General features: G+C 65.9%; 27 protein-coding genes. 16 read left to right on the forward strand and 11 right to left on the reverse strand.

Going from position 1 to position 26,728, the window contains the following annotated elements:
* Nucleotides 1-37 precede the first annotated feature (37 nt).
* Genes ABIC78_RS15585 through ABIC78_RS15595 form a run of 3 tightly spaced genes read left to right on the forward strand, consistent with a single transcriptional unit; the run spans nucleotide 38 to nucleotide 4,469 of the window.
* On the forward strand, nucleotides 38-2,518 hold the full coding sequence (locus tag ABIC78_RS15585; RefSeq protein ID WP_169049811.1) for a TonB-dependent receptor: 2,481 nt from the start codon (nucleotides 38-40) through the stop codon (nucleotides 2,516-2,518).
* A gap of 13 nt (nucleotides 2,519-2,531) precedes the next feature.
* Entirely contained in the window at nucleotides 2,532-3,449 is a 918-nt protein-coding gene (locus ABIC78_RS15590; RefSeq protein ID WP_022675231.1) for an NAD-dependent epimerase/dehydratase family protein, read from the forward strand.
* 18 nt (nucleotides 3,450-3,467) lie between these two features.
* Complete coding sequence (locus tag ABIC78_RS15595) at nucleotides 3,468-4,469, forward strand: LysR family transcriptional regulator (RefSeq protein WP_028657575.1); 1,002 nt, start codon at nucleotides 3,468-3,470, stop codon at nucleotides 4,467-4,469.
* A 6-nt stretch (nucleotides 4,470-4,475) separates the two neighbouring features.
* Here ABIC78_RS15595 and ABIC78_RS15600 read toward each other — a convergent pair whose 3' ends face one another.
* Complete coding sequence (locus tag ABIC78_RS15600) at nucleotides 4,476-4,901, reverse strand: winged helix-turn-helix transcriptional regulator (protein ID WP_022675229.1); 426 nt, start codon at nucleotides 4,899-4,901, stop codon at nucleotides 4,476-4,478.
* 103 nt (nucleotides 4,902-5,004) lie between these two features.
* Here ABIC78_RS15600 and ABIC78_RS15605 point away from each other — a divergent pair, with 103 nt between their 5' ends.
* From ABIC78_RS15605 to ABIC78_RS15635, 7 genes are all read left to right on the forward strand, one after another.
* Nucleotides 5,005-5,817, forward strand: coding sequence for an SDR family NAD(P)-dependent oxidoreductase (locus tag ABIC78_RS15605; RefSeq protein WP_171797575.1), 813 nt, complete (start codon nucleotides 5,005-5,007; stop codon nucleotides 5,815-5,817).
* Nucleotides 5,814-7,403 (forward strand): phytoene desaturase family protein, encoded by a 1,590-nt coding sequence (locus tag ABIC78_RS15610; RefSeq protein WP_022675227.1) that lies wholly within the window; start codon nucleotides 5,814-5,816, stop codon nucleotides 7,401-7,403. Before ABIC78_RS15605 ends, ABIC78_RS15610 begins: the two co-directional genes overlap by 4 nt.
* Nucleotides 7,400-7,648: a hypothetical protein gene (locus ABIC78_RS15615; protein WP_022675226.1), complete on the forward strand. Its 249-nt coding sequence runs from the start codon at nucleotides 7,400-7,402 to the stop codon at nucleotides 7,646-7,648. The genes ABIC78_RS15610 and ABIC78_RS15615 overlap by 4 nt, the downstream gene beginning before the upstream one ends.
* A 98-nt stretch (nucleotides 7,649-7,746) precedes the next feature.
* On the forward strand, nucleotides 7,747-8,850 hold the full coding sequence (locus tag ABIC78_RS15620) for a VOC family protein (protein WP_022675225.1): 1,104 nt from the start codon (nucleotides 7,747-7,749) through the stop codon (nucleotides 8,848-8,850).
* Nucleotides 8,851-8,945: 95 nt separating this feature from the next.
* Nucleotides 8,946-9,362, forward strand: a complete 417-nt coding sequence (locus tag ABIC78_RS15625) for a DUF2946 family protein (protein WP_022675224.1) — start codon at nucleotides 8,946-8,948, stop codon at nucleotides 9,360-9,362.
* A gap of 76 nt (nucleotides 9,363-9,438) precedes the next feature.
* Entirely contained in the window at nucleotides 9,439-11,517 is a 2,079-nt protein-coding gene (locus tag ABIC78_RS15630; protein WP_354490672.1) for a TonB-dependent receptor, read from the forward strand.
* A 2-nt stretch (nucleotides 11,518-11,519) separates the two neighbouring features.
* Nucleotides 11,520-12,641 carry a PepSY-associated TM helix domain-containing protein gene (locus ABIC78_RS15635; RefSeq protein ID WP_197279269.1) on the forward strand — a complete coding sequence of 374 codons (1,122 nt, stop codon included), beginning with the start codon at nucleotides 11,520-11,522 and terminating at the stop codon, nucleotides 12,639-12,641.
* Here ABIC78_RS15635 and ABIC78_RS15640 read toward each other — a convergent pair.
* Nucleotides 12,613-13,209 carry a TlpA family protein disulfide reductase gene (locus ABIC78_RS15640; protein WP_022676857.1) on the reverse strand — a complete coding sequence of 199 codons (597 nt, stop codon included), beginning with the start codon at nucleotides 13,207-13,209 and terminating at the stop codon, nucleotides 12,613-12,615. The two genes, ABIC78_RS15635 and ABIC78_RS15640, sit on opposite strands and share 29 nt — an antisense overlap.
* A gap of 25 nt (nucleotides 13,210-13,234) precedes the next feature.
* Between ABIC78_RS15640 and argH the strand changes: the two genes are divergently transcribed.
* The 4 genes from argH to ABIC78_RS15660 are packed head-to-tail and all read left to right on the forward strand — an operon-like array spanning nucleotide 13,235 to nucleotide 16,985.
* Entirely contained in the window at nucleotides 13,235-14,611 is a 1,377-nt protein-coding gene (gene argH / locus ABIC78_RS15645; RefSeq protein ID WP_062788086.1) for an argininosuccinate lyase, read from the forward strand.
* Between the two features lie 4 nt (nucleotides 14,612-14,615).
* The gene (locus ABIC78_RS15650) at nucleotides 14,616-14,882 is read left to right on the forward strand and encodes a hypothetical protein (protein WP_107718845.1); all 267 of its coding nucleotides are present in this window, start codon (nucleotides 14,616-14,618) and stop codon (nucleotides 14,880-14,882) included.
* Between the two features lie 32 nt (nucleotides 14,883-14,914).
* Nucleotides 14,915-16,174, forward strand: a complete 1,260-nt coding sequence (lysA, locus tag ABIC78_RS15655; RefSeq protein WP_171797577.1) for a diaminopimelate decarboxylase — start codon at nucleotides 14,915-14,917, stop codon at nucleotides 16,172-16,174.
* Between the two features lie 31 nt (nucleotides 16,175-16,205).
* Complete coding sequence (locus tag ABIC78_RS15660; RefSeq protein ID WP_168353229.1) at nucleotides 16,206-16,985, forward strand: precorrin-2 dehydrogenase/sirohydrochlorin ferrochelatase family protein; 780 nt, start codon at nucleotides 16,206-16,208, stop codon at nucleotides 16,983-16,985.
* 18 nt (nucleotides 16,986-17,003) lie between these two features.
* Here ABIC78_RS15660 and ABIC78_RS15665 read toward each other — a convergent pair whose 3' ends face one another.
* From ABIC78_RS15665 to pyrE, 9 genes are read right to left on the reverse strand one after another with little or no spacing between them, the layout of a single operon-like run.
* A complete protein-coding gene (locus ABIC78_RS15665; protein WP_168353230.1) occupies nucleotides 17,004-17,429 on the reverse strand; it encodes a PaaI family thioesterase in 426 nt (141 codons plus the stop codon).
* Complete coding sequence (locus tag ABIC78_RS15670) at nucleotides 17,426-17,887, reverse strand: PaaI family thioesterase (protein WP_022676862.1); 462 nt, start codon at nucleotides 17,885-17,887, stop codon at nucleotides 17,426-17,428. Before ABIC78_RS15670 ends, ABIC78_RS15665 begins: the two co-directional genes overlap by 4 nt.
* Nucleotides 17,888-17,935: 48 nt before the next feature.
* Nucleotides 17,936-18,403, reverse strand: coding sequence for a Holliday junction resolvase RuvX (gene ruvX, locus ABIC78_RS15675; RefSeq protein WP_022676863.1), 468 nt, complete (start codon nucleotides 18,401-18,403; stop codon nucleotides 17,936-17,938).
* Nucleotides 18,400-19,530 (reverse strand): DUF3089 domain-containing protein, encoded by a 1,131-nt coding sequence (locus ABIC78_RS15680; protein ID WP_158271987.1) that lies wholly within the window; start codon nucleotides 19,528-19,530, stop codon nucleotides 18,400-18,402. Before ABIC78_RS15680 ends, ruvX begins: the two co-directional genes overlap by 4 nt.
* A gap of 4 nt (nucleotides 19,531-19,534) precedes the next feature.
* The gene (locus ABIC78_RS15685; protein ID WP_354490677.1) at nucleotides 19,535-20,668 is read right to left on the reverse strand and encodes an AI-2E family transporter; all 1,134 of its coding nucleotides are present in this window, start codon (nucleotides 20,666-20,668) and stop codon (nucleotides 19,535-19,537) included.
* Nucleotides 20,669-20,697: 29 nt separating this feature from the next.
* Nucleotides 20,698-21,576 (reverse strand): signal peptidase I, encoded by an 879-nt coding sequence (lepB, locus tag ABIC78_RS15690; protein WP_062788079.1) that lies wholly within the window; start codon nucleotides 21,574-21,576, stop codon nucleotides 20,698-20,700.
* Entirely contained in the window at nucleotides 21,573-22,007 is a 435-nt protein-coding gene (gene acpS, locus ABIC78_RS15695; RefSeq protein ID WP_354490679.1) for a holo-ACP synthase, read from the reverse strand. The genes lepB and acpS overlap by 4 nt, the downstream gene beginning before the upstream one ends.
* A gap of 31 nt (nucleotides 22,008-22,038) precedes the next feature.
* A complete protein-coding gene (locus ABIC78_RS15700; protein ID WP_354490681.1) occupies nucleotides 22,039-22,782 on the reverse strand; it encodes a pyridoxine 5'-phosphate synthase in 744 nt (247 codons plus the stop codon).
* 17 nt (nucleotides 22,783-22,799) lie between these two features.
* Complete coding sequence (gene pyrE, locus ABIC78_RS15705) at nucleotides 22,800-23,384, reverse strand: orotate phosphoribosyltransferase (RefSeq protein WP_028658009.1); 585 nt, start codon at nucleotides 23,382-23,384, stop codon at nucleotides 22,800-22,802.
* 284 nt (nucleotides 23,385-23,668) lie between these two features.
* Between pyrE and coxB the strand changes: the two genes are divergently transcribed.
* A complete protein-coding gene (gene coxB / locus ABIC78_RS15710) occupies nucleotides 23,669-24,565 on the forward strand; it encodes a cytochrome c oxidase subunit II (protein WP_022676870.1) in 897 nt (298 codons plus the stop codon).
* Between the two features lie 28 nt (nucleotides 24,566-24,593).
* On the forward strand, nucleotides 24,594-26,282 hold the full coding sequence (ctaD, locus tag ABIC78_RS15715; RefSeq protein ID WP_107718829.1) for a cytochrome c oxidase subunit I: 1,689 nt from the start codon (nucleotides 24,594-24,596) through the stop codon (nucleotides 26,280-26,282).
* Nucleotides 26,283-26,728: the final 446 nt, after the last annotated feature.

Consider the following 26,728-nt stretch of genomic DNA (forward strand, 5'->3'; position numbering starts at 1 on the left):
AGCAATTCAAGCGCCACATTTACGGGGAGGAAAAACCATGCGCACCCTTCTGCTCGCCACGAGCGCCCTGGCCATTGTCGCCACGCCGGCATTCGCGGCCGAAACGCCCGCCCAGGACCAGCCTGCAGCGGCCACGACCACGGCTACCGCCGCGGCTCCGGCGGACAATGGCGGGATCGGCGAAATCATCGTCACCGCCCAGCGCCGCGAGGAATCGCTGCAAAAGGCTGGGCTCGCGATCGATGCCGTCACCGGCAACGATCTGGCCCAGCGCGGCATCACCTCGTCGGCCGACATCACCAAGGCGGTGCCCTCGCTTTCGATCCCGCAGCCCGGCGGCAATATCGCCTCGATCTTCATTCGCGGCGTCGGCAACATCACCACCAGCAGCTACAACGATCCGGCGGTCACCCCCAGCTATGATGGCGTGGTGCTCGGCCGCGGCGGCGGCGTGTTCGGCGCGGCGTTCTATGACCTGCAGCGCGTGGAAGTGCTCAAGGGGCCGCAGGGCATCCTCTATGGTCGCAACGCGACCGGCGGCGCGGTCAACATCATTCCGGCCCATCCCGAAATCGGCCGCAATTCGATGGGCTTCAACATCTCTGCCGGCAATTACAATGCCGTGGATGCCGATGCCCACGTCAACCTGGCCACCAGCGCCAATTCCGCATTGCGCGTAAGCGGAGCCTATTCCACCCACGATGGCTACAACCGCGATGGCACCGACGATGCCAAGCGCGGCTCGCTGCGCGCGCAGTTCCTGGTCGAGCCGAGCAGCGACCTGTCGGTGCGCATCGGCGCCGATTACACCCACCTGGGCGGCCGTGGCGCGGGCGGCAGCTATATCGGCGGGTATATTCCTGGCCCCACGGGCTATAGCTTCTTCCCCGCCAACCTGGATTCGAGCGAGGGTTTCAACACCCCTGCCGCCAACGCTTTCCGTGCGCAGAACATCGGCGCGCCGGCTTTCGGCTTCCTGAGCGCAATGAACCAGGATCAGCGGCAGGACAGCACCTATTGGGGCGTCAATGCCGAAATCAACTGGAAGACCGGCATCGGCAAGCTGACGGTGATCCCGGCCTATCGCGAAAGCAGCGACAATTCCTTCTTCTATGGTCCGGCTTTCAACGTGGCCCACACCGTCGAAAAGGTGAAGCAGACCAGCCTGGAAGCCCGCCTTTCCGGCAAGACCGGGATGCTCGACTATGTGCTGGGCGCCTACTACTTCAATGAAAAGATCAAGGCCAACGACGAGTATAACCAGGAATTCGTGCTGCCGATCGTGGATTATCGCCACAAGACCGACAGCTATGCCGCGTTCGGCCAGTTGACCGCCCATGTGTCCGACCGGTTCCGGTTGATCGGCGGCGCGCGCTATACCCACGACAAGAAGTCGATCGATGGGTTGATCAACAACTTTATCACGTTCTGCGGTGGGCCGCCCCCCGCGTTGATCACGCCGCCGGCCTCGTTCGGCGCTGGCTGCGCCACGCCGGGCAACATGCCCTATTATCCCAATTTCCTGAACACCGGCGACACGATCAACTGGCTCAAGTCGAACGGCTGGATCGCTGGCAACAGCACCAACCAGCCCGGCTACCAGGTATTTCCGCTGGTCAATGGCGTCGGCGCCATTCTCAAGACCTACAACCCCGTCGTCGATAGCAGGACCTATTCGCGCGTAACGTGGAAGGCCTCGGCCGAATTCGATGTCACGCCCACCAGCCTGCTCTACGCCACAGCGGAATCCGGTTATCGCGCCGGCGGCCTGCAGATGACCGAGAGCAAGACCTCGTATCTGCCCGAGTTCATCACCGCCTACACCATCGGATCAAAGAACCGGTTCTTTGACAATCACGTCCAGCTCAATCTCGAGGGCTTCCTGTGGAAGTACCGCGACCAGCAGATCACCTATTTCACCGTTGACACCAGCGGCACCCTGATCAGCTCGAACGAGAACGCCGGTCGTTCCACGATCAAGGGCTTCGACGCCGATCTCGTGGTCAAGCCCACCCGTGGCACCACGCTCAGCGCCAAGGTCCAGTACCTCGATACCAAGTACAACGACCTCCACCTCTATACCGCCTCGCCGCGTGACAACATCGGTTGCCCGTTCACCTATACCGGGGCCGTCGCTGGCGGTGCGCCGGTCAAGGACTTCAACTGCTCGGGCAATCCGTTGCTGTTCAGCCCGAAGTGGACGGTCAACCTCGGCGCCGAGCAGGTGGTGCCGCTCAACGCCGACGTCGAACTGGTGGCCAACGTCAACACTGCCTGGCGCGACAGCCAGTGGGGCGCTTTCGAATATCTCGATTTTGAGCGCATTCCCGCATACTGGACGACCGACGCGTCGCTGACGGTGCGCGCCGCCAACGGAAGCCTGGCGCTTACCGGCTTTGTTCGCAACATCGAGAACAAGCGCCGCGACCTTGCGCCGCAGGCTTCGCCGCTCGGCATGGCCGTCGGGCACTTTTCCGCCCCGCGGACCTGGGGCCTGCGTCTTTCCGGCAATTTCTAAGGAGCGTTTCGCAATGCATATCGTGGTGACGGGCGCTGGCGGTTTTGTCGGTCGGGCATTGGTCGGCAGGCTGGTCGGCGCCGGCCACGAGGTTACCGGGCTCGATACCATGCCCGCCGATCTGCCCGCGCCGGCGCGGCTGATCGTGGGGGACATGGGCGATGCTGCCGTGCGGGGGGCGGCACTGGCGCAGGGGTGCGATGCGCTGGTCCACCTCGCCACGGTGCCCGGCGGTGCGGCAGAAGCCGATCCCGCGCTGTCGCGGCGCATCAACGTCGATGCGATGTATGACCTGCTGCTCGAGGCGGCTGCGCTCAATCCCGGCCTGCGCGTGGTCTATGCCAGTTCGATCGCGGTGTTCGGCGATCCGTTCCCGGCACAGGTGGACGATGGCACGCCGCTCAGCCCCAAGATGATCTACGGCGGGCACAAGGCGATGATGGAGCATGCCGTCGCGATGTTTTCCAACCGCGGCCTGATCGATGGCGTCACTGTTCGCCTGTCGGGCATTCTGGCCCGTCCCAAGGGACCGTCAGGATTGAAATCGGCCTTCATTTCCAACCTGTTCCATGCGCTAAAGGCCGGCGAGCGCTTTGTCTGCCCGGTCTCGGCCGAGGGAACGATCTGGGCGCAATCGGTGACGCGCTGCGTCGACAACCTGGTCCATGCCCTCAACCTCGACAGTGGGCTGATGCCGAACACCCGCGCGGTGACGCTTCCGGCATTGCGCGTTGCCATGGGCGATCTGGCCGGGGAAATCGCCCGTCAGTGCGGGGTGGCGGCCGATCTGGTCAGTTACCAGCCCGATCCATCGCTCGAAGCAGCCTTTGCCGCGCAGCCCCCGCTGACCACGGCAGCGGCGGACCGCGCCGGTTTTGCACACGATGGCGATGCTGCTACACTCGTCTCCAACGCCCTCGCAATGATCTGAGGGGCGAGGGAGATGGCGATGCGCTACGGAAGGCTCGATCTCAACCTGCTCGTGGCGCTCGACGTGCTGTTGACCGAACGCAGCGTCAGCCTGGCGGCCGATCGGCTGTGCCTGTCGCAATCCGCCACCTCCAGCGCGCTGGGCCGCCTGCGCGAGTATTTCGAGGACGAACTGCTGGTGGTGAAGGGCAGGGCGATGATCCTCACTGCGCGGGCGGAAGAACTGATCGAGCCGGTGCGCGCCGTGCTCGAACAGATCCGCACCACCGTGGCGGTCGCGCCGCCCTTCGATCCTGCCACTGCCGACCGCACCATCCGCATGATGGCCTCGGACTATTCCACCGAAGTGCTGCTCACCCGCGTGCTGGCCGATCTCGAAAAGGATGCGCCGCATCTGCGTTTCGAGATCCAGCCGATGAACGACAGCCCGATCGAAGCGATCGAGCGCGGACACATCGACCTGTTGCTTACCATCGATATCGCGATCTCGGCCGATCATCCCAGCCAGGTCCTGTTCGAAGACGATTACGTCGTGGTGGGCGATGCCGCCAATCCGGCCATGGCGCAGCCGATGACGCGTGACCTGTATCTCGAACTGGGCCACGTCACGCCCCGTTTCGGCAAGTCGCGGGTTTCCGCGTTCGAGGATTGGTTCATGCGGCGCCAGAAGCAGCAGCGGCGGGTAGAGGTCATCGCGCCCTCGTTCCTGTCGTTGCCCGGCCTTATCCTCGGCACCAAGCGCATCGCCACCATGCACCGCCGCATGGCGGAAATCGTCGTTGGCGCGATGCCCCTGGTCATGCGGGAAGTTCCGTTCGACATCCCGCCGATCCGCGAAGCGATCCAGTGGAACATCGCCAACAACAACGACCGCGCCTTGCGCTGGGTGGTCGAACGCCTCCAGGCGGCTGCGGGTGCGAAGGCAGATGTGGCGGACAATGTCGTGCCACTGCCCAGCGCCGCGAAGATCGCTCTTGATGAAATCGAAGTGCAATACCGGATGAACCATCCCCAGCACTGATTCAGGCTAACTGTCTGTGGCGTCGAACCTTTCGCGCGCCAGCCGGATATTGTCCGCGCGGGTGTTGATCCAGTCGATCAGGGCGCGCGCCTGGCCGTGGAGGTCGCGGCCCAGTGGCGTGAGGCGATAGCTCACTTTCGGCGGGACCGAGCCAGTAATCGTGCGCGCCACAAAGCCGTCACGCTCCAGCGTGCGCAGCTTCAGGGTCAGCACGCGCTGCGATATCGCCTGCTCGGCTGACAGCTGGCCCAGCGTTCGGCGCAGGTCGGCATGGCGCCATTCGCCCGTTTCCAAGACCAGCAGGATCAGCGTGGACCAGCGGTCGCCCAGCAAGCCCATCACTTCGCGCGCGGGGTCATCGCGATGCTTGCCATGCGCGGTCATCTCGGCGGCCAGCCGCGCGATGGCCTGGTGCAATGGCGCGCTGTCCAACTCGGCCTCCCCCGCCTGTCATGGGCACAAAAAAGTGCCGTCTTCCGCTTTGTCACCATCACCATAAAACGGCCTGACACAACCGAACAGGGAGAGAATGCGCATGACCGCAGATGCCATTGCCATGGACGGCAAGGTTGCCATCATCACCGGCGGGGCTGGCGGAATCGGCGAGGCGACTGCCCGCCTCCTGACCGCGCGCGGCGCCCGCGTGGCGCTGGCCGACATTGCCGTTGCGCGCGCCACCGCGCTCGCTGCGCAATTGCCCGGTGCCATTGCGGTGCCGCTCGACCTGGCCGACGAAGCATCGATCCAGGCGATGGTCGGGCAGGTTGTCGCCCACTTTGGCCGGCTCGATGTGCTGCACAACAATGCCGCGCTGCTGGGGCCCGAGGTGGCGCGCAACGATGGCGACGTGGAACGCATGGACACAGACTTGTGGGACCGCACCTATGCGGTCAACGTGCGCGGTACCATGATGGCCTGCCGCGCCGCGCTGCCCGCGCTGCGCGAAAGCCGCGGCTGCATCGTCAACACCGTCAGCAACCTGGCGCTGCAGGGCCATATCATCCAGGCGGCCTATTCCAGCAGCAAGGCGGCCGTGATCCAGCTGACCCGCGCGATTGCTGCCAGCCATGGCCGCGCCGGCGTGCGCTGCAACGCGGTGGCGCCCGGCATGACGATGACGCCGGCGCTGCGCGAGGCGTTTCCCCCGGCCTTGCGCCAACTGGTAGAGGACGAAACCCTGCGCGATCGCCTTGGCGAGCCAGAGGATATCGCCGAGGCCGTGGCCTTCCTCGCCAGCGAGGCTGCGCGCAACATTACCGGCCAGGTGCTGGTCTGCGATGGCGGCAGCGCGTCGCATGTCCCCGGGCTTGCCGGGTTCCGCGCCTTTCTGGGGGAGGAGCCGGCATGAGCCAGCATGACATCGTCGTGATGGGGGCGGGGCACAACGGCCTCGTCGCCGCGGCCTATATGGCCAAGGCCGGCAAGAAGGTCCTCGTGCTCGAACGCAAGCCGCACTACGGCGGCGGCGTGTCCACGCGGGAATTGCTGCACCCCGGATTCTGGCACGATGAACATTCCAACGTGCACATCATGATCCAGGGCAACCCCATGCTGCGCGAAGACGAGCTGGGTCTGCTCGCGAAGTTCGGGCTCGAATATATCTATCCCGATCTCGTCCACGTCTCGATCTGGGAAGACGGCACCGTGATCCGGTCCTACAAGGATCTCGATCGCACCTGCGAGGAACTCGCCCGCGTCGCCGGCGAAAAGGACGCCGAAGCCTATCGCCGCTTTGTCGGCATGAGCACCACGGCACTGCCCATGCTGATGAGCGGGATGTATGCCCCGCCGTTTCCGCTCGGCGCGTTCGTGGCGATGATGGATCAGTCGGACGAAGGCCGCTTCCTGCTCGATCTCATGCAGCGCAGCGCGCTCGATATCGTCGATCATTACTTTGATAGCGAATTGCTCAAGCTGCACATCGTGCGCATGGTCACCGAAAACCTGCAGATGCCCGATGAGCTCGGCACCGGCATGGGCGCTTTCGTCATGCCCGGCATCGTCCACAGCTTCGGCTGTTCGATGCCGAAAGGCGGCTCGGGCCAGCTCAGCCACGCCCTGGTGCGCGCCATCGAGCATTTTGGCGGCGAAGTGCGCTGCAACGCCGAGGTGCGTCGTGTGATCGTCTCGGGCGGCAGGGCCACCGGGCTCGAACTGCGCGACGGCGAATGCGTGATGGCCCGCGATGGCGTGATCGGCGCGATCCACCCGCATGTCCTGCGCACGTTCGTGGCAGAAGCGCCCGAGCCGGTCTTGCAGCGCGCCGAACGCGTTACCCAGTCCACCTTCTCGATCAACCTCACGCACCTGACGCTGAAGGAACGCCTGCAACTGCGCGTTGGCAATGATTGCAACGCGATGATGACCGAGCTGATGGACTTCTACACCGTGCGCGACATGCAGCTGGAATACGACAAGCTGCGCCGTGGCGAGGTGAGCGCGCGCCTGATCGCGGGCGGTGACAACACTATCTTCGATCCCAGCCGCGCGCCGGCCGGGGCCGGGGTGTTCTATGGCGTCAACTTCGCGCCGTATGACCTGCACCCCGGCGGCCCGCAATCGTGGGACACCTGCAAGGACGAGGTGGCCGACCGCGCGCTGGCGCAATACCGCAAGTTCTACGCCAACCTGAGCGATGACAACATCACCGGCCGCCTCGTGCGCTCGCCGCTCGACCACGAGCGTGACAGCCCCGCGAGCTTCGTGCGCGGGGATATCCACGGCTGCGCGCCGTTCTTCTACCAATCCGCCGGCCACCGCCCCACGCCTGACTTGGGCGCGCTGCGCGTGCCGGAGGTGGAGGGCCTCTACCTCGTCGGCCCGTTCATGCACCCCGGCGGCGGCGTGTTCGGGGCCGGGCGCGCCACGGCGATCCAGATGATGGATGACCTGGGAATGGACTACGACCGGATTTGCGGAAGGGCCGTGCAATGACCAACTTGCCGAACAAGGGCGCGGCCAAGGCGCGCGTCGCCCGGATTCTTGACGCCAATGATAAGGAACTCATGGCCATCCGCAAGATCGAGGCGGATGGCAACACCCTGGTGATCCGCGGCAAGATCTTCGGCGCGATGCCGATGGTTGCCCGGCTCACCCCGGCCGAAGCCCGTGCCGCGCTGCGCCTGCTCGATCTCAGGACGGTGCTGTTCCTGCTCACCCTGCTGTTCCGCCGCAACTGATCCATCCGTGCGGTGAATAGCTTGGTTGCCGAAACATCGGTTTCCGCGCCGCAGCTATCCACGGCATGAAGGTCAGTGACAGATTCTGCGGAGACCCCATGCCGATCGCATCCAGCCCCCTTTCGTCCACATCCGCCATCCTTGGCGTTGAAAGCGTCATCTTCGGCGTGGCCGATCTTGCCGAACACACCCGCTTCTGGGCAGATTTCGGCCTGCCGCTCGAAAGCACGGGCGAGCATGAAAGCGTTTTCCGCCTGCAATCGGGCAGCCGCGTGATCGTGGTGCGCCATGGCGATCCGCGCCTGCCTGTGCCCGATCCGTTTGCTGGTGACGGCATCAAGGAAACCGTCTGGGGTGTCGATACGGCTGAAAACCTCGAGCGCATCGCCGCCAGCCTCGCGACCGAGGTTGCCGTGACCCGCGATGCCGATGGCACCGTGCATTGCGTCTGCCCCGATGGCCAGCCGATCGCGCTGCGTGTCTGGGCCAAGCGCGCCGTCGTGTCGGAAGCGAGCCCGGTCAATACGCCGTCGAGCTGGCCGCGCTTCAACCAGCACCGCATCTGGCGCAAGCGCGCCATTCCCAAGACGATCAACCACGTCGTCTTTTTCTCGCCCGACTATGTCGGCAGCTTCGAATTCTACGAACGCCACCTCGGCTTCCGCTATGTCGATCACTCAAAGGGCACCGGCATCTTCGCCCGCGCCGGCGGCACGTTCGAGCATCACTCGATCTTCTGGGTGAACTGCGACCTGCCAATCGCGCCGGACCATTTCAAGTTCATGCACATCGCCTTTGGCTGCGATGATATCGACGAGGTCATGCTCGGCGCCAACATCATGGACAACCGCGGCTGGAAGAACACCACGATGAACACTAGCGGCGGCATCTCGCGCCACCGCATCTCCTCGGCGATCTATTACTATTGCGAAATGCCTGGCCACGCCGGCGAGGCCGAATACCACGCCGATACCGATTATCTCGACGATGCCTGGGTGCCGCGCGCGTGGGACTTCAAGTTCGGCTCTCTGCTGTGGGCGGCCAATGCCCCGGCGATCTTCCGCGGCGACAACATCCCCTGGGACATGGCCTTCGACGCCGATCGCAAGAGCTTTGACGCCTATCGCCGCGCCAAGCCCGGCAAGCAGCCGATCGAGGGCGACCTGGCCAACCTGACGGCAGACGACGAACACGCGATCTGACGGTGCAGGCAGGCGGCCGCAATGCCGCCTGCCATTGCGGCGCGACATTTTGTCCTGATGACAATCGCGGGGCGGCCGCTTATGCCGCGTGTCGCATGATTGCCCTTCGCGCCTTTCTGTTTCGGCATTCCGCGCTGGCCCTGTGGCTGGTCGCGCTGTCGTTGGCGATGAAGGCGCTGGTTCCGGCTGGCTACATGCCCGGCAGCCAGACGCGCAGCTTTACCATCCAGCTCTGTTCCGAAGGGATCGACGGACGCCATGACCTGGTGCGCCAGGTGGTGGTGCCGGTGAAGGATGGCGCGGAAAAGGGCGGTGCCAGCCATGCCAAGGCGCAGGGCACCTGTCCCTATGGCGCGCTGGGCCATGCCCTGCTCGGCGGGGCCGATCCCGTGCTGCTGGCCGCGGCGCTGGCCTTCATTCTCGCCCTGGGCTTTGCCGCCACCCCCGTGCCTGCGCCGCGCCGGCGCGCGCATGCCTGGCCGCCACTGCGTGGCCCACCCCTGATCGCCTGATCCACACGTGCCGCCCGCGATCGGGCGCAATCATCAGGTTCAGGCCGGCCACTGGCGCCGGACGGGGGATAGTTTCATGCAGATTTCGTTGGGCGCGCTGCCGTGCGCGCTTGTCTTCGCCATGCCCGCGCAGGCCGCAGCGCCTGCGCCAAACGCCGCGCCAGGCCCGGTTGTCGGCAGCGATACCGTCGATACCGGCTTTTCGATTGGTGAACAGATCGTGGTGTCGGCGCGATCGATGGCCGCCTCATCGCGCAACGTGCTTACTTCGATCGATCGCATGGGCGGCGATGTCGCGCAGAATGCCAACGTCAACTATGCCTGGGAACTGGTCGGCCGCCTGCCGGGCGTGATGCTGACCAACTTCAACCAGGGCACCACCAGCGGCAAGTTCAGCTTTCGCGGCTTCAACGGCGAGGGAGAAATCAACGCGGTCAAGCTGTTGATCGATGGCGTGCCGGCCAACAGCAACGATGGCAACATGCCCTATATCGACAGCGTCTTTCCGCTCGATATCGCCGGGATCGAGGTGGTGCGCGGCACGTCCGATCCGCGCTATGGCCTGCACGCCATTGCCGGCAGCGCCAATATCCAGACGCGGATCGGCGGCAATTACCTGGAAGGCAAGGTTTCAGGCGGCAGCTTCGATACCTATGAGGCGCAGGCCGTGGCCGGGATCGAGCGCGGTGGCTTCAGCCAGAACTATCTGGCGGCCTGGCGGCAGGCCGGCGGGTGGCGCGATCATGGCGCCCTGACGCGGGGCAGCCTGGCGGGCAAGTGGTTCTTCCGCCCCAATGACACCCTGCGCGTGGGCGCGATCGCCCGCTGGTATCGCGGCACGGCCGATGAACCGGGCTATCTCACCCTGGAAAACGCCGCGGCCCATCCGCGCATGACCAATGCCTACAACCAGACCGATGGCGATACCCGCACCGTGGCCCAGGGCAGCATCCATCTCGACGCCACGTTCAGCGACAGCCTCGATCTTACGGCCAAGGCCTATGCCAACCGGCTGCGCGATGATCGCTATGTCAAATTCTCGGCCACCACGTCGCAGCAGCGGCGGATGACGGACGAGGACCACTACGGGATCAGCGGCGCCTTGCACTGGCACACGCACGTGGCCGGCACGCCGGTCATGGCCGAGCTGGGCGGCGACATGCAGTGGCAGGACAATGTCTCGCGCCGCTACAATACGGTGGCGCGGGTGGTTTCGGCGCAAACGCGCGACCAGGCCTTCACGCTCAATGTCGGCGGGGTCTATGGGATGCTTACGCTCGCGCCGACGCGGTGGCTGACGATCAGCCCGGCCTGGCGGCTCGACTGGGTGGGCGGCACGTTTCACAACCGGCTGGCCGGCACCAGTGCGCCGATCAACGCCTATGGCACGATCAGCCAGCCCAAGCTGCAGGTGGCGATCACGCCGGTCGATCAGGTCACGCTCTATGGCAACTATGGCAAGAGCTTCCAGATCGGCACCGGATCGGGCGCATACCTGATCCCGCCGCGCACCACCAACCTGGCGCCCTCGATCAACGCCGGCTGGGAGGCGGGGATCAAGCTGCGCCCCATGGCCGGGGTGGAAACCCGCGTCGCGCTGTGGCTTCAGGATGCCAGTGGCGAGATCAAGCGCAAGCTCAACGATCCGCTGGGCGATAGCGAAAACGTCGGGGCGACCCGCCGGCGCGGGGTGGATGTGCAGGTCAACCTCAAGCCGGTCAACGGCGTGTCGGCCTGGGGCGCGCTGTCGTGGCAAACCTCGCGCATCCGCGTCGCCGATCCGGTCACGCCTGGCTATCTGGGGCACGAGATCGACCATGTGCCGCACTGGCTGTGGTCGGGCGGGGTGGATCTCACCCCGGCCGCGCGCTGGCGCCTGTCGCTCTGGGGCAATGGCCAGTCCAGCTATTGGCTGACTGCGGCCAACGATCCGGCGGTGGGCAAGTTCGGCCAATATGCCGTGTTCAATGCCGAGGTGGCCTTCCGCCCGATCGACAAGCTGGAACTGTCGCTCACGGGCAAGAACCTGCTCAACCGGCGCTATGAATATGTCTGGTACGATGCCAGCGTCACGGCAGCGCAAAGCCGCTCTCCCACCGCGCACAGCCCGGCCGAAGGGCTGGGGCTGACCGGCAGCGCGCGCGTGCGGTTCTGATCGTGGCCCGCCGCACCCTTTCGCCGCGCGCCTGGGTGCGGCGGCTTCACCTGTGGCTGGGGCTGTCGCTCGGCGCGCTGATGGTCCTGGCCGGGATCACCGGCGCGCTGCTGGTCTTCTATGTCGAGATCGACCGCGCGCTGCACCCGGCCGTGCAGGTGACAGGGCGCGCCGGCCCGGCCGATTGGGACCGCGCCGCCGCCACCCTGCACACTGCCTTTCCCGCCCGCACCGGGCCATGGCGGCTGGAACTGACCGCTGGCGCGGGCGCCATTCCAGCGCGCTACTACCACCCGGCGGAGCGTTCTGGCGCCGGCCATGCGCCGCTGCTGGCCTGGCTTTCGCCCGATGGCCGCCGCGTGCTGCGCGTCGAATTCTGGGGCGATGGTGGCATGACCTGGATCTATGACCTGCACTATTGCCTGCAACTGGGGCCGGTCGGGGGTACGATCTTTGGCTGGGCCGGGCTGGCACTGGCAGTGCTTTTGGCCAGCGGACTATGGGCATGGTGGCCGCGCGGCGGCTGGGCCAAGGCGCTGCGCATGAAACCGCGCGCCGCGCCGGTGCGCCGGCTCTATGACTGGCACAAGCTGGCGGGCCTGGCCGGTGCGCCGCTGCTCCTGCTGCTCACGCTTACCGGCGTCATGCTGGCCCTGCCGCAGGAAACCGGCCACCTGCTGCGGCCCGTGCTGGGCGGCGCGCAAGACGTGCCGGGCCAGATCGCCGATGGCGCCCCCGGCACGCCCGATATCGCCGTGTCCCGTGCGGTGGCCCTGGCCCAGGCGGTCTTGCCCGGCGCGCGGGCGGTCTGGATCGAATTGCCGGGGCAGGGGCAGGGCGCCTATCGCGTCCGCCTGGCCCAGGCGGCTGATCCGTCCCCGCGCTTTCCGCATAGCTGGGCCGTGATCGACCGGCATGGCGGCGCCGTGCTTGGCCTGGCCAATGTAGCGCAGGGCGGGCCGATGGACGTGCTGCTCAAGTGGCTGCACCCGTTGCACGACGGCTCTGCCGCCGGGCTGCCGTTGCGCATGCTGGTGGTCGCGGCCGGGCTGGTGCCGGCCGCGCTCTATGTCACCGGGCTGTGGCGCTGGTGGCTCAGGCGCCGCCCTGCGTTGCGGCCTTGATCAGGGCGGCGGCATCTGCCCCGGTCCAATCGAAGGCGCCCACCACGCGGCCCACTTCCTTGCCTTTCGCGTCATAGACCACGGTCGTGGGCAAGACGCCGGTGCCATAGTGGAACGACAGGTCGTTGTCGGGGTCGAGCAGCATCTGCACATGGGCCAGGCCATGCTCGGCCTTGAAGCCCTTGACCTTGTCGACCTGCCCGGTGGTATCCTGCGAGACGGTCAGCACGCGCAGGCCACCGGCAGCCAGCTTGTCCAGCGTGGGCATTTCCACCACGCAGGGGCCGCACCAGGTGGCCCACAGATTGATCAGCACGGGCTTGCCGGCCAGGTCTTTGGCGCTGATCTTGCCGCCTTCGGGCGTGGCCAAGGCAAAGGCCGGCATGGCCGATCCCTTGTGGCTGAGATCAACCTTGCCGGCAGCCGGCGCTGCCTCGCCACCGTCAGCAGAGGTGGCGGCGGCGCTGGACGGTTGCGCCGGCGGGTTTGCTTGCCTATCGCAGCCGCCAAGCGTGGCTGCGGCCAGCGCACCCAGAATCAACGGCAGATAGGGCGGACGAGCGGACATGAGTGGCAATTCGGGCTCCAACCAGATGTGGGGCGGGCGTTTCGCCGCCGGCCCTTCGGCCATCATGCGCGAGATTAACGCCTCGATCCCGTTCGACAAGGCGCTGTGGCGCCAGGATATCGCCGCGTCAAAGGCCCATGTGGACATGTTGGCCACCCAAGGCATCGTGGAAGCGCAGGATGCCGCGCTGATCGCCCAGGGGCTGGACCAGGTGGCGGGCGAATACGAAGCCAATGGCGTGCCCGAAGACTGGGACCTTGAAGACATCCACATGACCACCGAAAGCCGGCTGGCCGAACTGATCGGCCCGGCGGCGGGCCGCCTGCATACCGCGCGCAGCCGCAACGATCAGGTTGCCACCGATTTTCGCCTGTGGGTGCGCGATGCGATCGACCAGGTCGATTCGGGCCTGCTCGCCTTGCAGACCGCGCTGGTGGCGCGCGCCGGCGAGCATGCCGGCTCGATCATGCCCGGCTTCACCCATCTGCAGACCGCGCAGCCGGTAACGCTGGGCCACCACCTCATGGCCTATTACGAGATGATCGGCCGCGATCGCTCGCGCTTCGCCGATGCTCGCGCGCGCATGAACCGCTCGCCGCTGGGCGCGGCGGCGCTCGCCGGTACCGGCTTTCCGATCGACCGTTTCCGCACGGCGCAGGCGCTCGGTTTCGACGGACCGACCGACAACAGCCTCGATTCGGTATCCGACCGCGATTTCGCCCTGGATTACCTGATGGCCGCCGCGCAGTGCTCGCTGCACCTCTCGCGCCTGGCCGAGGAATTCATCATCTGGGCCAGCCAGCCGTTTGGCTTCGTTGCCCTGCCCGACAGCCTGTCGACCGGCAGCTCGATCATGCCGCAGAAGAAGAATCCCGATGCGGCCGAACTGGTGCGCGGCCATTCGGGCCGCATCGTCGGCTGCCTCACCGCGCTGATGATCACCATGAAGGGTCTGCCGCTCGCCTATTCCAAGGACATGCAGGACGACAAGCCGCCGGTGTTCGAGGCAGCCAGCCTGCTGGCGCTGTCGATCGCGGCGATGACCGGCATGGTGGCCGAGGCGCGTTTCCGCACCGATCGCATGCGGGGCGCTGCCGAACTGGGCTATGCCACGGCGACGGACCTGGCCGACTGGCTGGTGCGTCAGGCCAATATTCCTTTCCGTGAGGCGCACCACATCACCGGCAGCGCGGTGAAACTGGCCGAAAGCCGGGGAATCGCCCTCGATCAGCTGCCGCTAGAGGATCTCAAGGCCATTGATGCGCGTATCGATGAACGCGTCTATGCCGCGCTTTCGGTCGAAGCATCGGTGGCGGCGCGTTGCAGCCATGGCGGAACCGCCCCGGCCGAGGTAAGGAAGCGTGTGGCCCAGGCGCGTGCAGCGCTTGGCCTGGAGGAGTAATCGCTTGATCCGCCCCACTGCCCCCAAAGCCGCTGGCATTGTGCTCGTTGGTCTTGCCGTCCTGGCCCTTGCCGGGTGCGGCAACAAACGCGAGCTGAAACCGGCGCCGGGGCACGGCCTGCCGCCCGCGCCCTATGGCCGGGAGCAGAGCCGCGGGGCGGACGCGCTGTTGAAAGCGCCGATCCAGGCCAAGCCCGATCGCAACGTGGAATTGCGCAGCCGCTCGCAAGAGCGCGAAGACGACCCGTTCGATCTGCCGCCCGAAGAATAACGCGTTTTCAACGATCATTCTCGAGAGTTTCGATGGACCACTTTCACCAGGTGAACGGCGTGCTGCACGCCGAAGATATTGCCCTGCCCATGCTGGCCGAAGCCGTGGGCACGCCGCTCTATGTCTATTCGCGCGCCACGCTGACGCGCCACGCCCGCGTGTTCCGCGATGCGCTGGCGGTCCTGCCGCGCGTCAAGCTGGCCTTTGCCGTCAAGTCCAATCCCAACCTTGCCGTGCTCAAGGTCCTGGCCGCCGAAGGCTATGGCGCCGACGTGGTTTCGGGCGGTGAGATGGAGCGCGCCCTGGCAGCCGGCATGGCAGCCGAGGGCATCGTCTTTTCCGGGGTGGGCAAGACCCACGCCGAACTGGCCCGCGCGCTGGAGGCGGGCATCGGCCAGTTCAACCTGGAAAGCGAGGAAGAGGGCCTGGAACTGGCGGAAATCGCCGTCCGCCTGGGCAAGACCGCGGCCTGCGCGCTGCGCGTCAACCCGGATGTCGATGCCGGCACGCATGGCAAGATTTCCACCGGCAAGGCGGAAAACAAGTTCGGCGTGCCGTATGATCGCGCTGCGGCGATCTATGCCCGGCTGGCGACCACGCCGGGCCTGACCATGCGCGGCCTGGCGCTGCATATCGGCAGCCAGCTGTCGCGGCTCGATCCGCTGGAGGCAGCCTTTACCAAGATCGGCCAGCTGATGCAGGCGATCCGCGCGGCGGGCCATGCCGTGACGCACATCGATTTCGGCGGCGGCGTGGGCGTGCCCTACAAGGCCGGGGAAGTCTTTCCCCAGCCCGAAGACTATGCCGCGATGGTGGCCCGCGTAACGCAGGGCTGGGACATTACCGCGATGTTCGAACCCGGCCGCGTGATCACCGGCAACACCGGCGTGCTGATGACGCGGGTGGTGCGGGTGAAGGAAGGCGTCGGCGCCCCGTGGGTGGTGGTCGACGCGGCCATGAACGATCTGGCGCGCCCGGCGCTCTACGATGCCTGGCACGATTTCGCGGCGGTTTCTCCCAATGGCGACACGATGGAGGCCAATATCGTTGGCCCGATCTGCGAATCGAGCGACACCTTTGCCATGGGCCGTACGATCGATGCGGTCAGGCGCGGCGATCTGGCCGTGTTCCGCACGGCTGGTGCCTATGGCGCGACGATGGCCAACACCTACAATTCGCGCCCCCTCGTGCCCGAAGTGATGGTGGATGGCACGAAGTGGGCGGTGGTGGCCGACCGGATCGAGCCAGCCACGATCCTGGCGGCCGAACGCGTGCCCGAATGGCTGGCCTGACGCCATGCCTGTGACCCGCTAGGCCGCTGCCATGAGCTTGCCCGCGCTGCCCCTGTTCCACCGTATCGCCGGCCAGCCGGTGATCGTGCTGGGCCATGGCGATGCGGCGCAGGCCAAGGCGCGGCTGGTGGAGCGCGCTGGCGGCCAGGTGGTGGATGATCTTGCCCAGGGCATCGATATCGGCGCGCGGCTGGCGTTCATCGCCCATGACAGTGCCGATGCCTGCATGGCCGATGCCCTGCGCGCGCGGGGCGCCGGCTTGCTGGTCAATGTGGTGGATCGCCCGGCGCTGTGCGATTTTACCACGCCGTCGCTGATCGATCGCAGCCCGGTGGTGGTGGCTGTCGGCACGGCGGGCGCGTCGGCGGGGCTGGCCAAGCACGTGCGGCTGCGGCTGGAACGCGCGCTGCCCCAGGGGCTGGGCGCGCTGGCCAATGCGCTCTTTGCCGCGCGCGATGCCTTGCGCGCGCGCTTTCCCGATGGCGCCGATCGGCGCCGCGCGCTTGATGGCGCGCTGGCGGAGGGCGGCCCGCTCGATCCGATGGTGGAGCATGCACCCGCCGCGGTGGAGGAATGGCTGGCAGGTGCGGCCGAAGTAGCGGCAGCGCACCATGTCATCGTGCTGCGCTCGGACGATCCGGAAGACCTTACCCTGCGCGAGGCGCGCCTTCTGGGCATGGCCGATGCCGTGGTGGCCGATGCCGCCGTGCCGCTGGCTATCCTGGTGCGCGCACGCGCCGATGCGCAACGCCTGCCGCCCGGTGCAGCGTTGCCCTCCGGCCTGACCGTGGAACTGCGCCTGCCCGGCTGATCACCACTGCCCCGTTAATCAGCCCTTGGGCGCGGCCAGGTGAAAGTTCATCCAGCAGCTGGCGATCGGCACGGCGCGGTCGCTCTGCCAGGCTTCCACCCGCACATTCGCCACGCGCCGTCCGGCGCGCACCACCTGGCCTATGGCGTAGACCGGCTGTGGCAGCCCGGCGCGCAGGTATTCGATCGAGATGTTGATCGGCTTCATCCGCTGGTTCACCCCGTTCCGCGCCAGATGGGCAGAGAGGGCAGCAAACCCGGCCATTTCCAGCAGCCCGCCAATCGCGCCGCCGTGCAGAAATCCGGGGCGCCCTTCCGAATGCGCGCCAAACTGCATGGTGACGATCGGGCTGCTGTCTTCATCCGCCGCCAGGGTCATGCCCATGGCCAGGGCAAAGGGTGGCAGGGTGAACAGGACGCTGCCATCGCGTTGGCCCTCGCTCATTCGCTGTCTCCCAGCACCATGAAGATGGCGGCAGCGTGGGCCAGCGGATCGGCCATATCCCCATCGTGGGCCAGCGCCCGCACGAATGCCAGGTCGCCGCGCAACTGATAGCATTCCGCGCGCGCGATCACGCTGCGCCCCGGTACGGCTGCCCGGACATAGTCGATGCGCAAGTCCAGCGTGACATGGGGGACGAAGCATCCCCGCCGCGTCCAGATCGCCATCGATGTGCAATTGTCGAACAGGCTGATGATCGGGCCGGAGGCCAGCACGCCATTGTTGCCCGCCCCCACCAGATCCTCGCGCCAGGGCAATTCGGCTTCGAACCAGTCGGGACCATGGTCGCCATAGCGCATGCCGAGAAAGCCGCCGTGGCCCAGCTTGCTCAGCAGTTCGCCCGCCACTGCCGGATCAAAGGGGCCCTGCTTGCGCCAGGTGAAAGGTTCGTGTTCTGCCATCGCTGTTCCTTGCCGCAATGTCGACCGGGGTTCAACCGATTGGTTAAATCACAGCACCCCGCCGGCCAGCGTATCGATCGCTGCCTGCAGGATCAGCGCGGCGGCATGCGAATCGATGCGCTGGGCGCGCTTGGCCCGGCTGAAATCCTGCTCGATCATCGTGCGCTCGGCCGCCTGGGTCGACCAGCGCTCGTCCCACATCAGGATGGGCAGGCCCAGGTCTTCCAGGTTGCGCGCCATGGCCCGGGCCGATTGGCTGCGCGGGCCATTGCTGCCATCCATGTTGAGCGGCAGGCCGATGACCAGGCCCTTGACTCCGCGCTGCGCGATGATGTCAGCCAAGGCTGCCTTGTCCTGGGCAAACTTGCGGCGGATCACGGTCTGCCCGGCGGTGGCAAAGTGCCAGCCGGCATCACACAGCGCCACGCCGATGGTCTTGGTGCCAGGGTCTAATCCCATCAGCACCCCGCCCATTGGCAGGGCGGCGCGCAGGTCGGCGACATTTTGGGTGATCATTGGGTTCCTCCGTCCCGGGCCTGGTGCCAGGCGGCGCTGCGACGCAGGGCATCGGCGCGCAGATTGGCCCAGAACAGCGGGATATCGTAGACATGGTAGGTGTTGCCCGGCAGCACGAACAGTCCGATGTGCGGCGGCGGCCCGATCAGCAACAGCCCGCGCGCATCGCACCGCGCCGGCACGAGGCCAGCCACCAGCGGCCCGGCGCGCTCGGTCTCGCTGTCGTTTGCATCGGGCAGCAGCGTGCCGCGGTTGGCCTTGCGCGTGGCAACGCCGCCTTGCGTGCCGGTCAGCGGATTGACGCAGATCAGCGGGCCCTGGCCGGGCGCGTGATCCGGCCAGCGGTGATAGGCGCCGATCAGCAGGGTGGGATCGGCCGGTTCGGCAAAGCTGAGCCAGCCGACCAGGCATCCTGCCTGATCGGGCGCCGTACACGGGGCAAAGCCGGTTTCCGCCGCAGCCGTTGCCGCCACGATGGGCCAGCCGATGGCATAGGCGGCCACCACGCGCCGGGCCACCGGGCGTCCCTGCACGCTATCGTGCAGCAGGCGGGCCACGGCCCAGGCGCCCTGGCTGTGGCCGGCGATGATGATCGGCGTCTGCGGGGGCAGGGCCGCCAGGAACGCGGCAAAGGCCGCGTGAATGTCTGCATAGGCCAGGTCCATCGCTCGCTGGCGATCGGCACCGTCGGTCAGGAAGGCACCCAACGCGGCCTGGCGATAGCGCGGCACCCATACTGGCCCCACTGCGTTGAACGCGCTGGCCGTGGCCGCCACCAGAATGTTGGCGCGCCGCTGCGAATCGATATCGGCCAGCGGCGCATTCCAGTGGTTGCGGCTGAGATAGGTGGTCGAATGCACGAAGAACACTGCCGTATCCCCGCTGGGCGGGGCGGGTATGCCCGGCGGCAGCCACTGTGCCGGGTCATTGGCCATGCCGGGCCGCGCCAGCCACATCGCAGGATCGGCATAGGCATTGGGCGCTGGCGGTGCGCCCGGCTCGAACGCGTGGATGGGCGCAAAGGCATAGCGCGAGATTTCTGCCGAGCACTGGCGCAACACGCCCAGGCACAGCAAGGCCAGCACCACGAACAGCGCGCCGGCCTGAACCACGCGCTTGATCACCATGGCATCATGTGGCCAGCGCGGGGGTTTCGCCCGGGGCAGTTTCGTCCCGCTCATCGTCGTTGCGCTCGGCCTGCCGTTCCAGGGCGATCTTGATCATCGCCACGATCGGATCGGCCAGCGCCAGGCCCAGGATGCCGAACAGCACGCCAAAGATCAGCTGCGCGCCCAGCACCATCGCCGGGGCAAGGTCGGCGGTCTTCTTGGCCACCATCGGCACGATGATGTTGCCATCCACCGTCTGCACCACGAGGTAGACGATAATGCAGTAGATCCCCATGTCGGTGCCGCCCGAAAAGCCCACCAGCACCATCAGCAGGCCAGACAGCGGCGCGCCGATATTGGGCAGGAACACAAGCAGCCCGGTCAGAATGCCCAGCAACGCCGACATCGGCACGCCATAGACGGCCAGCAGCAGCCAGGTTGCCAGGCCTTCGGTAAACATGCCGATCATGCGCCCGAACAGCAGCATGCGCAGCGACTTGCCCATGCGTTGCAGCGTCACCTGGAAATGCGGGCGGCGATCGAGCGGGAACAGCCAGGCAAAGCCGCGCCGATAGATGTCCGGCTCCAGCACGAAATAGATGCCCAGGATCACGATCAGGAAAAACGTGGTGAACCCACCGAAAATTCCCCCCAGCGCCTGCGTGACGGGGCCGACGCCGCCGATCACCTGCTCGGCGATCTTGGAGACGTCAGCCTGGCCCACGTTGATGCCATGGCCGTGCAGCCAGGTCAGCGTGCGCTGGGCCTGGCCCTGGATGATATGCGGAAACTGCGCCGCCTGTGCCGCGATCTGGTTGCCGGCAAAATAGCCGAGCCATACCAGGAAACCGACCGCCGCCAGCAGCACCAGCGCGATCCGCAGCGCGCGCGGGCCGGGCAGAATCCGGCCGAGCAGGCGTTGCCCACCCTCAATCAGCGAGGCAAACACCACCCCGCCAAAGATCACTAGCAGCGGCTGTGCCAGGAATACCGCCAGCACGACAAGCGCAGCGATCCCGATCCACACAAAGGCCTTCTTGGCCTCCTGGCGAACCGTATGGTCAGTAATGTCGGTCGGGCCAGGCGCGTTCGACTTGGTCGTGCCGCCGGGCGGCGGGTTGGCGGAGACAGAAATGGTGTCGGCAGAATCGGACATCGCGCGCAAGCTACCCCCGCAGCAAGAGTTCAGGAAGCCGGAACGAATTGTGGCAGCCCCTGTTCCGCGCGCAGGCTGGTTCCGCCGCGGCCGTGGCGCAGCGCATGCCACCAGGTCGCCGGATTCCAGGTTTCGCTGCCATCCAGGGAAACCGTCACGAACTCGGCCCGGCCACCCACGTCGGCCAGCGGCACTGGGCCGCCCAGGCCCTTGAGCGCCAGCGGTTCGCGGCTGTCAGCGGAATGGTCGCGGTTGTCGCCCATCAGGAAGACATGGCCGGCCGGCACCGTCACCTCGGCATAGTCATCGAGCGGCTGCTGCTCATGGTCGATGATGCGATAGGTCGCGCCATTGGGCAGCGTCTCGCGCAGGATCGGCAGCTCGCAGAATTGCCGGCCCATCGCATCGCGAAAGCGCAGGCCGGGAAAATCGGTGGGGTCGCACGGTTCGTTGGCATCGACCGGCAGATCGAGCGGCGCTTCCACCACCTGCGGCACGGGCCGCCCGTTGAGGATGATCTGGCCATGGACCACGGCGATGCGGTCACCCGGCAGCGCGACGACTCGCTTGATATAGTCCTCGTTGCTGCCGCGTGGCACCACGATCACGATATCGCCATACTGCGGCGTGGCCGGGAACAGCCGCAGCGACGAGCGCGGCAGCACGTGGAACGATGGCGACACCCACGACCAGCCATAGGGATACTTGGAAACCACCAGCCGATCGCCCACCAGCAGGTTGGGCATCATCGACATCGACGGGATGTAGAACGGCTTGGCCAGCAGGCTGTGGAACACCAGGACAGCCAGCAGCATGCCAATCAGGCCGCGCAGTTCCGCCCACCAGTTGACGCGCGCGGGCCGGGCTTCGGCCTGTTCCGGTGGCAGGCCGGTAACGCCGTCGCTCATGCCGTTTCTCCTTCGCCCGAGTGGCCAAGGTCCAGCGCAATAGCCTCGATCACCACGAAGGCCTGGGCCCAGGGATAGTCATCGGTCATCGTCAGGTGCACCACCGCCTTGTGGCCGGGCGGGGTGATCGCGGCAAGCCGTGCCGCCGCGCCGCCGGTCAGGGCCAGGGTCGGCGCCCCCGAAGGCGCGTTGACCACGCCGATGTCCTTCATGAACACCCCAGCCTTGAAGCCGGTGCCCACCGCCTTGGAATAGGCTTCCTTGGCGGCGAAGCGCTTGGCCAGGGTGCCGGCGCGGGTATAGGGCCGGCGCGCTGCCTTGGCCTGCTCCACCGGGGTGAACACCCGCTCGACAAAGCGATCGCCGAACCGCTCCAGCGACTGCTGGATGCGCTCGATATTGCACAAGTCGGAACCCAGGCCGATGATCATGCGGGGTCTTCCTTCCAGCCGCGTGGCGGGTTCAGCGCACTTCGTCCATCAGCGTGCGCATGCGCCGCACGGCTGCGTCCAGACCCACGAAGATCGCCTCGCCGATCAGGTAATGGCCGATGTTGAGCTCGGCCAGCTGCGGGATGGCCGCCACCGGCTGCACATTGTCATAGGTCAGGCCATGGCCGGCATGGGGTTCGATGCCGTTCTTGGCGGCCAGCGCGGCCATGTCGGCCAGGCGCTTGAGTTCGCTCGCGCGGGCCTCGCCCTCGGCATGGGCATATTCGCCGGTGTGCAGTTCCACTACCGGTGCGCCCAGCTTGATCGCCGCTTCGATCTGCCGCGCATCGGGCGCGATGAACAGGCTGACGCGGATGCCGGCGTCGGCCAGGCGCGAGACGATCGGGGCCAGGCGGTTGTGCTGCCCGGCGGCATCGAGGCCACCCTCGGTCGTACGTTCCTCGCGGCGCTCGGGCACGATGCAGCAGGCATGCGGCTTGTGGCGCAGGGCAATCGCCAGCATTTCGTCGGTGGCGGCCATTTCCAGGTTCAGCGGCAGGTTGGTCGCCGCCTGGATGCGCGCCAGGTCCTCGTCGCGAATATGGCGGCGGTCCTCGCGCAGATGGGCCGTGATCCCGTCACCGCCCACGTCGGCCACGATCTGCGCGGCGCGCACCGGATCGGGATGGTCACCGCCGCGCGCATTGCGGATGGTGGCCACGTGATCGATGTTGACGCCCAGCCGCAGCCGGGCGGGCGTGAACAATTCGCTCACCGCCATATTCTCCTGTCTTACGGTTGTGCCCGGCTGCCGGGCTTGATCGCGGGCACTGCGGCCAGCGCGGGCGGCAGTTCATCGGGTGCATAGGTCGGGAAATTGAGGGAGACGAGCGGATAGAACGGCACGCCCAGGTCCACCGCGCCGGCCGACCTGTCGACCAGCGCCGCCTCGGCGATCACCACGCCGCCGGCTTCTTCCACGGCCTTGATCGCTTCGCGGCTCGACAGGCCAGTGGTGACGACGTCTTCGACCATCAGCACCTTTTCGCCCGGCGTCAGGGTAAACCCGCGGCGCAGTTCGAACGTGCCGGTTGGCCGTTCCACGAACACCGCTTCCACGCCCAGCGCGCGGCCCATTTCGTGGCCGATGATCACCCCGCCCATGGCCGGGGCCACCACCTTGGCGATCTGCTGGCGCAAATCGCGCGGCAGCTTGGCCGCGAGCGCACTGGCTAGGCGCGAGGCGCGCATCGGGTCCATCAGCACGCGCGCGCATTGCAGATAATGGGCGCTGTGGCGGCCCGAAGAGAGCAGGAAATGCCCTTCAAGCAAGGCCTGGCTGGCACGGAATTCGGAAAGGATGTCTTCTTCCTGCATGGCTCTGGTTCGCTGGTCCTGCCTGTTCGCCGTCTTGGCGTGCTGGGGTTTGCCCTGTGCCATGGGCGCTGGCGCGGCACGGGGCAAGGGTTTTTCGCCCAGTGGCAGGCCTGCGGCGGGCGGGCTTGAACCAAGGGGCAATGCTTTCCTGTCGCCTTGGTGAACGTCTCAACTTGTGGCTCAGGACAAGGCCGCGTATAGCCGGGTGCAATCGAGGGAATTACAATCAGTGCACGCAGACCTCGAAACTGGCGTGTACGCGGGGAAGAGCGGAACAAGCGACGATGAGTCCAATCGAATTCGTCCGCCATGCGGGCACAGCGTTTCGGACCGCCGGTCATGTCCTGGCAGGCATTGCAGCAACAACCGCAGCCGCGGCGCCTTCGCTGGCGCTGGCTGCCGCCACCTATGTCCCGGCCAAGCCGGTGCCCGGCAAGGGGCAACCCGTTCCGGGTGGCTGGACCTTCCAGGACCAGTATTCGCCGATCGGCCAGGAAGCGCTGAAAATGCACGATTACCTGCTGATGCCGGTAATCACGGTCATTGTCCTGCTGGTCCTGTTCCTGCTCATCGCGGTGATGGCCAAGTTCAACCGCCGCGCCAACCCGGTGGCCTCCAAGACCAGCCACAATACCTTGATCGAGGTGATCTGGACCCTGGTTCCGGTGCTGGTCCTGGTGGTGATCGCGGTGCCTTCGATTCGCCTGCTCGCCCACCAGTACGAGCCTGCGCCCAAGGGCGCGCTGACCGTCAAGGTCACCGGCTATCAGTGGTACTGGGGCTATACCTATCCCGACAACGGCGGGTTCGAGGTGATCTCCAACATGCTGCCGCCGGCCGAGGCGATCAAGCGCGGCGAACCGCCACAGCTTGCTGCCGACAACCGCATGGTCGTTCCGGCCGGGGTGCCGATTCGCCTGCAGACCACCGGGTCTGACGTGATCCACTCGTTCTCCGTGCCCTCGCTCTGGTTCAAGCTGGATGCCGTCCCGGGCCGGATCAACGAAAAGGTCATGATGATCAACAAGCCCGGCGTCTATTACGGCCAGTGCTCCGAACTGTGCGGCGCGCGCCACGGCTACATGCCGATCGTGGTCGAAGCCGTGACCAAGCCCCAGTTCGACGCCTGGATCAAGAGCCAGGGCGGTACGGTGGGCGGCGCAGCCGCTCCGGCCGCCTGAACGACAATCGGAAAGAGGATCGCCCGATATGGCCACCATTCCCGCCGATCATGAAAGTTTCGATGCGCATCATGACCATGCGCACGATCACGATCACAAGCCCAGCTTCTTTGCGCGCTGGTTCATGTCCACCAACCACAAGGACATCGGCACGCTCTACCTGATTTTCGCGGTTTTCGCCGGCGTTGTCGGCGGCGCGATCTCGGGCATCATGCGCGCCGAACTGGCGCATCCCGGCATCCAGTACCTTGGGTTCTGGACCCGGTTCGTCGGCGGCGATGGCGCCGATCTCAACCAGACGCTGCACATGTGGAACGTGCTGATCACGGCGCACGGCCTGATCATGGTGTTCTTCATGGTCATGCCAGCGCTGATCGGTGGGTTCGGCAACTGGTTCGTGCCGATCATGATCGGCGCGCCCGACATGGCCTTCCCGCGCATGAACAACATTTCGTTCTGGCTGACCTTCTCGGGCTTCTGCTCGCTGATGATCTCGCCGTTCATGCCCGGTGGCACTGGCCATGGCGCGGGCACCGGCTGGACGGTCTATGCGCCGCTTTCCACATCGGGATCGGTCGGTCCGGCGGTCGATTTCGCGATCTTCTCGCTGCACCTTGCCGGGGCTGGCTCGATCCTCGGGGCGGTGAATTTCATTACCACCATCTTCAACATGCGCGCGCCGGGCATGACCCTGCACAAGATGCCGCTGTTCGTGTGGTCGGTTCTCGTCACCGCGTTCCTGCTGCTGCTCGCCCTGCCGGTGCTGGCTGCGGCCATCACCATGCTGATCACCGACCGCAACTTCGGCACGACGTTCTTCGATCCGGCCGGCGGCGGTGACCCGATCCTCTACCAGCACCTGTTCTGGTTCTTCGGTCACCCCGAAGTCTACATCATGATCCTGCCGGGCTTCGGCATCATCAGCCAGATCATCTCGACCTTCTCGCGCAAGCCGGTGTTCGGCTATCTCGGCATGGCCTATGCCATGGTCGCCATCGGCCTCGTCGGGTTCATCGTGTGGGCTCACCACATGTACACCACCGGCCTCGACGTGAACACGAAGATGTATTTCACGGCCGCGACGATGGTCATCGCCGTGCCCACCGGGATCAAGATCTTCTCGTGGATCGCCACGATGTGGGGCGGGTCGATCGAGTTCAAGTCGCCCATGGTCTGGGCCATCGGCTTCATCTTCCTGTTCACCGTGGGTGGCGTTACCGGCGTGGTGCTCGCCAACGGCGGCATCGACGACAATCTCCAGGATACCTACTACGTCGTCGCCCACTTCCACTACGTGCTGTCGCTCGGCGCTGTCACGTCGCTCTTTGCCGGGTTCTTCTACTGGTTCCCCAAGATGAGCGGCCGCATGCACTCCGAGTTCCTCAGCCACCTGCAGTTCTGGGTGTTCTTCATCGGCGTGAACCTGATCTTCTTCCCGATGCACTTCCTGGGCGTGCAGGGCATGCCGCGCCGCTATCCCGATTACGCTCCCGCGTTCGAGTACTGGAACCACATCGCCACGATCGGCTACATGATCATGGCCGTGTCGATCGTGATTTTCCTGGTGAACATCATCTACGCCTTCGTCGCCGGCAAGAAGGCTGCGCCGAACTATTGGGGTGAAGGCGCCACGACGCTGGAATGGACCCTGTCCAGCCCGCCGCCGTTCCACCAGTTCGAAACGCTGCCGGTGATCGAGGATACCCCGCATCACTGATCGCCACAGGGCGAGTGCAATTGATCAAACCCCGCAGCGCAAGCTGCGGGGTTTTTTCGTTTCTTTTTGCGCAGTCTGAACGGGAAGGGCGCCGGAAACGGCGAATCACAACGGTGATTCTCCCGGCATGTTTCGCTTCAGCCATGGTAAAATGCAGAAAAATTTCGCGCCAAAACGCCCATGACACCGGGGTTTTACGGTCAGTCTGCGCCCCTGTGGAAAAATGGCCGTTGACGGTTGGGTGAGCCGTCCATATATGCCGCTTCACCGACGCGGTTCAGCCGGTTTTTCCGGTTCTTCGGGTGTTTCCTGAAGGGTTGCGTTGGTCGCCAGATAGCTACGGACGGCTTAGATTTCCGGTGAGAACCGGGGATTGATTGTTGTCCGGGTTTTGTTGTCTGGGTTGGTCTTTGACATTGTTGATTAGATGAAGGGACATGTGGGCG

Origin of the sequence: Novosphingobium sp. 1529, assembly GCF_040544855.1 — a bacterium.
GTDB lineage: Bacteria > Pseudomonadota > Alphaproteobacteria > Sphingomonadales > Sphingomonadaceae > Novosphingobium > Novosphingobium capsulatum.